Source organism: Reyranella sp., from assembly GCF_050185545.1.
In the GTDB taxonomy this organism is placed as follows: domain Bacteria; phylum Pseudomonadota; class Alphaproteobacteria; order Reyranellales; family Reyranellaceae; genus Reyranella.
On sequence record NZ_JBFWZI010000110.1, the window covers coordinates 17,122 to 24,863 of the forward strand.

At 65.9% G+C, this 7,742-nt stretch carries 6 protein-coding genes; 3 read left to right on the forward strand and 3 right to left on the reverse strand.

The window, feature by feature from the left end:
* Positions 1-69 precede the first annotated feature (69 nt).
* Positions 70-702 carry an MlaC/ttg2D family ABC transporter substrate-binding protein gene (locus AB7O82_RS24470; RefSeq protein ID WP_428545705.1) on the reverse strand — a complete coding sequence of 211 codons (633 nt, stop codon included), beginning with the start codon at positions 700-702 and terminating at the stop codon, positions 70-72.
* Positions 703-968: 266 nt separating this feature from the next.
* Between AB7O82_RS24470 and AB7O82_RS24475 the strand changes: the two genes are divergently transcribed.
* Positions 969-3,296 (forward strand): Tex family protein, encoded by a 2,328-nt coding sequence (locus AB7O82_RS24475; RefSeq protein ID WP_428545744.1) that lies wholly within the window; start codon positions 969-971, stop codon positions 3,294-3,296.
* Positions 3,297-3,749: 453 nt separating this feature from the next.
* Here the strand turns inward: AB7O82_RS24475 and AB7O82_RS24480 are convergent, their stop codons facing one another.
* On the reverse strand, positions 3,750-4,682 hold the full coding sequence (locus AB7O82_RS24480) for a homoserine O-succinyltransferase (RefSeq protein ID WP_428545702.1): 933 nt from the start codon (positions 4,680-4,682) through the stop codon (positions 3,750-3,752).
* Positions 4,683-5,042: 360 nt separating this feature from the next.
* Between AB7O82_RS24480 and AB7O82_RS24485 the strand changes: the two genes are divergently transcribed.
* Positions 5,043-5,993: a hypothetical protein gene (locus AB7O82_RS24485; RefSeq protein WP_428620369.1), complete on the forward strand. Its 951-nt coding sequence runs from the start codon at positions 5,043-5,045 to the stop codon at positions 5,991-5,993.
* Positions 5,994-6,146: 153 nt separating this feature from the next.
* Here AB7O82_RS24485 and AB7O82_RS24490 read toward each other — a convergent pair whose 3' ends face one another.
* Positions 6,147-7,154 carry a Bug family tripartite tricarboxylate transporter substrate binding protein gene (locus AB7O82_RS24490; RefSeq protein ID WP_428545696.1) on the reverse strand — a complete coding sequence of 336 codons (1,008 nt, stop codon included), beginning with the start codon at positions 7,152-7,154 and terminating at the stop codon, positions 6,147-6,149.
* A 209-nt stretch (positions 7,155-7,363) separates the two neighbouring features.
* On the opposite strand from AB7O82_RS24490, the gene AB7O82_RS24495 reads away from it, so the two are divergent.
* A partial coding sequence (locus tag AB7O82_RS24495; RefSeq protein WP_428620370.1) for a MarR family winged helix-turn-helix transcriptional regulator occupies positions 7,364-7,742 on the forward strand: 379 nt, incomplete at its 3' end.

A 7,742-nucleotide genomic window follows, 5' to 3' on the forward strand; every position in this document is an offset into this window, starting at 1 on the left:
GCGAGCGGGACGCTCGCGGTCCGGAAGAGCATGAACCTGATTGTTCGTTGCGTGCTGCCGCCCGACCGTTCACCGGCTGGCGCGGGCTTCCAGCTCGGTGATCAACGGTTCCACCTGGCCGCCGTGATTGCGAATGTAGGAAATGAAATCTCCCCGCCGGGTCAGCGTCATGCTGACGCCCTCGGACTTGACGTCGACGATGCGCGGGCCTTGGCCTTCATTGCGCACCTCCCACTGGAGGGCGACCGGACCGCCGTCGCTCTGGTTGAGCGTGCTGTCGACGATGGACACGCCGCTTCCGCGGGTATTGACGCGCCCCACCGTCACCGTCTGGCCGCGGTATTGGCCGAAACGCTCCGCATAGGCTCGAGCCTCGGCGGTCGCATTGGCCTTGAGGAAGCGCTCGCGTTGCGTGGGCGTGGTCTGATTCCAGTAATTGCCGAGCGTCTGGCGGCCCATATAGGCGAGATCGAAGTAGGCCTCGAGCACCCGCTTGATGCCGGCCTCGCGCGCTGCACCGACATTGGCTCTGGCGGCCGCGATCACTTGGTCCGCCGCCCTCTGGACGACTTGGGCGGCGGGATCCTGCTCTGCCGCCGCCTGCCCGGACACGATAACGGCAAAGCCCGGACCAGTGAGGGCGATGACGGCTGCCCCGGTGGTCAAACGCAGCATGCTTCGACGGTGGACGAACGACGACACGGAATCTCTCCTCGCGGGCAATTGCTGGCCGTAGCCTTGGGGGCATCATTTAGACCATCGCCGCATCGGAACAAGTAGGCGTGACATCTTCACGCTCTGGGTGTGCATTCCCCGCAACACACGTTGGACTGCGTCGCAATTGGGGCCTAAAGGCGGCAGTTCGTGGAAACCAACAAACAACTTGAAGAACCACAGGTCAGTCGTTCATATCCGCGGCCCGACGTGGCGACGGTATCTCTCGCATCCGACCGGGGAGGTGTTTCTTGGTGGCTTCGATCCAGGCGCGCATCGCCGAAGAACTCGGGGTCAGGGAGCAACAGGTCCAGGCCGCGGTCGATCTGCTCGACAGTGGATCAACCGTGCCCTTCGTCGCGCGCTACCGCAAAGAAGCTACGGGATCGCTGGACGATGCGCAGCTTCGTACGCTCGAAGAGCGGCTGAGGTATCTGCGCGAGCTGGAAGCGCGGCGCACGGTCATCCTCGAGTCCGTCCGCGAGCAGGGAAAGCTCGATGCCACGCTCGAAGCGGCGATCATGGCCGCAGACAGCAAAGGCCGCCTCGAGGACATCTATCTCCCTTACAAGCCCAAGCGTCGGACGAGAGCCCAGATCGCCAGGGAAGCCGGACTGGAGCCGCTCGCGGACCTGCTGTTGAGCGAGCCTCACAGGGTGCCCGCCGTCAGCGCGGAGCCCTATGTTTCAGCTGACAGGAACGTCGCCGATGTGGCGGCGGCGCTCGACGGTGCCCGCGCCATTTTGACTGAGCGCTTCGCCGAGAATGCCGACCTGATCGGCGCTCTGCGCGAGGAACTCTGGACGAACGGGCGCCTGGTTTCCCGAGTGCGCGAGGGCAAGAATGAGGCAGGCGCCAAGTTCAGCGACTATTTCGACTTCTCGGAAGCCCTCGCCAAGATGCCCTCGCACCGGGTGCTGGCGCTGTTCCGCGGCGAGCGGGAGGAAATCCTCGATCTGACGATAGAGCCGGACGATCCTGCGACGCGTCCTGTCGTGAGCGCCTACGAGCTGCGCATCATGCACACCTGCGGCATCTCCGACCGCGGACGGCCGGGCGACAGATGGCTCGCCGAAACCGTGCGCTGGGCGTGGCGCACGAAGATCATCATCATGCTGTCGGTCGACCTCCGGCTGCGTCTTTGGACAGCGGCCGAGGAAGAAGCGGTGCGGGTGTTCGCCGCCAACCTGCGTGACCTGCTGCTCGCCGCCCCCGCGGGCGCGCGGCCGACGCTGGGGCTCGACCCCGGCTATCGGACCGGCGTGAAGGTCGCGGTGATCGATGCCACCGGCAAGGTGGTGGCAACCAGCACGATCTACCCGCACGAGCCGCAGCGGCGCTGGGACGAGGCGCTCGCCGTGCTGGCGAGGCTCGTACGCGAGTATAAGGTGGAGCTGATCGCGATCGGCAACGGCACCGCCTCGCGCGAGACCGACAAGCTCGCGACCGAGCTGCTGAAGGGCCTGGCGGAGCTCAAGCTGCACAAAGTCGTGGTGTCGGAAGCCGGTGCGTCGGTCTATTCGGCTTCGGCCTATGCGTCGGAGGAACTTCCCGGCCTCGACGTGACGCTGCGCGGCGCGGTGTCGATCGGGCGCCGGTTACAGGATCCGCTCGCGGAACTGGTGAAGATCGATCCGAAGTCGATCGGCGTCGGCCAGTACCAGCACGATCTCAGCGAGTTCAAGCTGTCGCGATCGCTCGACGCCGTGGTCGAGGACTGCGTCAACGGCGTGGGTGTGGACCTGAACACGGCGTCGGCGCCGCTACTGGCGCGCGTATCAGGCATCGGTCCGGCGCTGGCCCAGAGCATCGTCTCCCATCGCGACACGCACGGTGCTTTCCGCTCCCGCAAGGCGCTGAAGGACGTGCCGCGGCTTGGTCCCAAGGCGTTCGAGCAGTGCGCCGGCTTCCTGCGTATCGCCGCCGGCGACGATCCGCTCGACGCGTCGGGCGTGCATCCCGAATCCTATCCGGTGGTGCGCAGGATCATGGCGGCGACCAAGAGCAGGATCGACGCTCTGATCGGCAACGCCCCCGTCTTGCGGACGCTGTCCCCGAATGCGTTCGTCGACGACAGGTTCGGCCTGCCCACCGTTACCGACATCCTGCGCGAGCTGGAGAAACCGGGACGCGATCCGCGTCCCGCCTTCAAGACGGCGGAGTTCAAGGCCGGCATCGAGACGCTCAACGATCTCGTGCCGGGCATGGTGCTCGAAGGTGTCGTCACCAATGTCGCCGCATTCGGAGCGTTCGTCGATATCGGCGTTCACCAGGATGGGCTCGTGCATGTGTCGGCGATGTCGAAGAGCTTCGTGAAGGATCCGCGCGCCGTGGTGAAGCCGGGCGATATCGTGCGCGTGAAGGTCCTGGACGTGGACAAGCCGCGCAAGCGCATCAGCCTGACCTTGCGGCTCGATGACCAGGCCGGCAGCGAGCAGGCACGGTCCGCCCGCACTGAAGGTGGCGGCGCTTCCAGGCGCGGCCAGGCAGCCGTGCAGCCCGTCAAGGCCGGCACCCCGGGAGGCGCGATGGCCGACGCCTTGCGGCGGGCCGGCTTGAGCGGGCAAAAGGGCGGGCGCTGACCCGTGTTGGCCGCCGGCTTCTCCGCCAGCACTGGCGTGCTTCCGGCGCCATCGACTTCATAGCTGGGAGTGCGCCTCTCCGTGGCGCTCATGTTCTTCTGGACCGCGGGCGTCTCGCCCGCTCTTCTCATGATTCATGAGCGGGCGAGACGCCCGCGGTCCAGCCATGAGCGCCACGGAGAGGCGCGCTCACGGCCGTGAGTTTCATCCTCAAGGGTCGGCCATCAGGCCGGTGGTCAACTCCGATGGCGCTCATGGGCTGTGTAATCATCAAGAAGAGCGCCACGGAGTGGCGCGCTCCCAGCGAAGACTCGATGTCGAAGGGTAAAGTTAGTGCCTACGAGCGGTGCGCTCCCGGCGGACCTTGTTTCTTGCTGTTGGCGCGCTCCCAGCGAACGAGCATCACCTGGGACGGAGGTTACCTCGACATCGAAGCCTGGAAACTCACGGGCTTCATTCGGCGGCAGCGTCGACGGCCGTCGCGGCACCGATCGCGTCTACGTCGAACGGCGTGGTCTGGTACATCTCGTTGATCCAATTGCCGAACAGCAGGTGACCGTGGCTGCGCCAGCGGTTCCGCGGACGCATGCCCGGATCGTCGGATGGGAAATAGTTCAAGGGCAGCTGGGTGCCGCCGTCGCGCTCGTACTCCTTGGCCAGGGTCTTCGTGTCGTATTCGAGATGGTTGAACATGTGCAGCATGCGGCGGCGCGGATCGTCGATGAGGCAGAGGCCGCTGTCATCGCTCTCCGCGAGGATCGTGAGTCCGGCGGTGGCCTCGACATCGGCCCTGACGTTCTCCGTCCAGCGCGAGACGGGGACGTCGAATACGTCGGCGAAGCCGCGCAGATAGGGCGACTCGGGCACGAGATTGCGGTGCGCGAACACGCCGAAGGCCTTGCGCGGCAGCTCGTGCTTGGGCGTCCCGTAAAAGTGATAGAGGGCAGCCTGGCCCGCCCAGCAGAGCGTCAAGCAGCGATGGACGTGTGTTTGCGTCCAGTCGAGGATCGAACGGAGCTCGCGCCAGTAGCTCACCTGCTCGAACGCCAGCCGCTCGACCGGCGCGCCCGTGATGATGAAGCCGTCGTAGCGGTTGCCGCTGACGTCGCTCCACGATCTATAGAAGGTCGCCATGTGGTCGGCCGAGGTATTGCGGGAAACATGCTCCGTGATTCGCACAAGCGTCAGCTCGATCTGCAGAGGCGTCGCCGCGAGCAACCGGGCAAGTTGCGTTTCGGTGCTGATCTTGTCCGGCATGAGATTGAGCAGCCCGATCCTGAGCGGCCGAATGTCCTGGCGGATCGCATCCCTTTCCCGCATCACCGCGACGCCTTCCGCTTCCAGGACCCGGCGGGCGGGCAACGTGTCGGGAATCTTGATGGGCACTTTGCGTCGTCCTCCTGTGGGTCGACGCACGAAGCCTGGTCCGCTCGATTGCCGACTTGGGCCACGTCCTCCTGCGGAGTGCCACCTTGCCCGGACAGGCCGGTCGGCGTTGGGCGTCGCCCCAACTCCTGATGCAGGAGGGTATTTAGGGCCGCGCCGGGTCTCTGGCAATGGCGCGTGTCCGCGCACCGTGATCGCATTGAGTTGAAACACCGGGAGGTCGCCGCCATCCTGGCCAGTCACCACGCGATAGCCACCGCAGGCAATCCCCTGGCTACTGTCGCCCGTGCAGTCTATCGTTCGAGCGCTGGATCAGCTTGCGGCCGGACAGCGGCCGGCGCCAGGAGCGCTCTTACGAAGATGATGGTCCGCCGTCGCCTGCTCCTTGTTGTTCCTCTGCTTTGTCCCCTGCTCGGGGTAATGCCGGCGCTCGGCCAGCCGACTGACACGCGCCTCGCCTTCTACTTCCGCCCCGAACCGCGAAGCACCATCGCGTACGATGTGACCGAGGGCGAGAAATCGTGGGGCGGGGCAAAGCTGCGTTCGTACCTGAAGTGGCGCCACACCCTGACGCTCGCGCTGGGCGAACCGGACGGCGAGGTCTGGCCTGCGACGCTCACGATCTCCGACATCAGGATCGAGGAGGGCGAAGGATCGTCCCTTTTCCTCACCCTGGCCCGGATCGCCGAAGGCCGCCCCCGAGCCGTGCGGCTCGATCGGCGCGGCGGTTTCGTGCAGGAGGTAGTGGATTGGCCCAACGTCAAGGCGGAGCTGAAACGTGCGCTGTCGACCCGCATCTCGGCCGACGAGGCCCTGCTCATGCCGGACGTCCTCGACCGGCTGGACGCGGTCCGGGGCGCGAATGCGTTTGGCCCGACCCTGTCATTGATCAGCGGCGGCTACGCAATGGGGATGCGCCCGGACGGCGCGCCCGTCACCAGCGAGAATTGGCAGGGCGGCAGCGCCTATGTCTTGCCGGCCGGCCGGACCCTGACGAGCCGCCTCGCCGGCTATGACCGGACTTCAGGCATCGCCGCGGTGGATTGGAGCATCGCGACCGATCCGGCCGTCGCTGCGCGCCATCTCGGGCCGGAGTTCCGTTCGCTCCTCGCCGGCGGCTCGGGCCCGGATGTGGCAAGGGCGCGCAGCGAATTGGAAAAGGCGCTCGCGGGCGGCGCGGTCGCGCTCGAGGAGAATGGTCAAGTTGCCTACGAAATGCGGCGAAGATTCATCACCCGCTACGGGAGCAGGTTGAAGATCGAGGTGGGACCGTTCCGAAAGGAGCGTGGCATCTTTGCCAAGGCGATGTAGCCGTGGGCATGATCTCTGCATCGCCGGCTTGGGTGTTGGCGATGGTGCCCCCGGTCGGGCTTCGAGAATGTGCGATCCTCCGGCGGGCGACACCTGCCAGGAATGAAGTCGCCTGCCAGCAAGCAGTTCCGCTGCGACGGTGGCGGTATCCGATCAGGAGTCGGCGGAGAAGCCGATCTTCTTCACGATCGGCCCCCAGCGGTCGTAGCTCCCCTTCAGGAGCGTCGCGAGCTCCTGCGGCGTCGACGACTTGGCCTCCAGACCCATCACCGCCAAGCCATCGATCACATCCTTCTTGGCTAACGCCGCGCGTATCGCCTCGTTGGCGCGCATCACGACCGGCGCCGGCGTGCCGCCCGGCGCGAAGAAGCCGAACCACTCCGAAAACACCAGATCCTTGTAGCCCTGCTCGGTGAAGGTCGGGACATTGGGCGCGAAGCGGCTGCGCGTGGCGCCGGAAACGCCCAGGAACCGGATCTTGCCGGCATTGGCCTGCTGCGTGAACTCGCCGACCGGCGCCGACACCGCCTGGATCTGGCCCGCGACCAGGTCCGCCACGGCGGGCGCCGAGCCGCGATAGGACACGTGCTTCAGGTCGACGCCGCCGGCTTGGCCCAGCAGCACGCCGATGAAGTGCGGAACGGAGCCGGCTGCCGGCGAGCCGTAATTGGCCTTGTCGGGGTTGGCCTTGCACCAGGCGAGGAAGCCCTTGATGTCCTTGACGCTGTCGGGCACGGCGGGACCGACGCAGAATCCGAAGTCGAAGACGCAGCCGAGCGTGACGGCGGTCACGTCGGTGAAGGCGTAGGCGAGCTTCTTGTAGATGTGCGGATAGATCATCAGCATCGAGGCCGGCGTCAGCAGCAGGACGCTGCCGTCGGTCGGCGCGCCCTTCATGCCCTGAACGGCGATCTGGCCGCCGGCGCCCGGCTTGTTCTCGACCAGTGCGGTCTTGGCATAGGCGCCGCCGCGCAGATGCTCGGCGACACGACGGCTGAGCGTGTCGGTCGTGCCGCCGGGTGGGAAGCCCGTGACGATCTTGACGACATCGAGCGGCTGGCCGCCCTGCGCCCCGGCGCGGCCGGCAAACGAACCCAGCGTGGCGAGAGTGACGGCGGCGCCCGATGCGCGGATCAGGCTGCGGCGGCTATGCTTGGACATTATGTTTCCTCCCAGGTTGTTCAGCGACGATACGACTCACGAGTCCTCCATCATCGCGGCGACTTCGCGTGTCGGCAGTCTTTCGAGGTGGCCGTACAATTCGCCCAGAGGTTAATGGTTATGCTACATAACTACTTTACTCCGTCAACAGTTCGTTGAACGGCATTCGGGCGATCCGGCGCAAGCACCGCGCCGAGAGGTGTTGGAACGTGAGCTCCCCCAGACGAAAGGAAAAGCAGGCTGCGCCGGAAACGGCGGCTGCGATTGATTTCGGGCCCCTCGAGGACAGCGTCGGCTATCTGCTGCGGCGTGCCCAGATCGTGGTATTTCAACGCTTCTTCGAGCTGTTCGCGAAGGAGGAGGTGCGACCGGCTCAATATTCGGTCCTAACGGTGATCGAGCACAATCCGGGGCTGAGCCAGACCCAGCTCGCCGATGCCCTTGGCATCAAGAAGACGAACCTGGTGGCCATGATCGACGAATTGGAGGAGCGCTCGCTGGCTCGGCGAATGCCGACCGAGAACGACCGCCGCTCGCGCGCCCTCTTCCTCACCCCGAGGGGCAAGGAATTGATGTCGCGCCTTCACC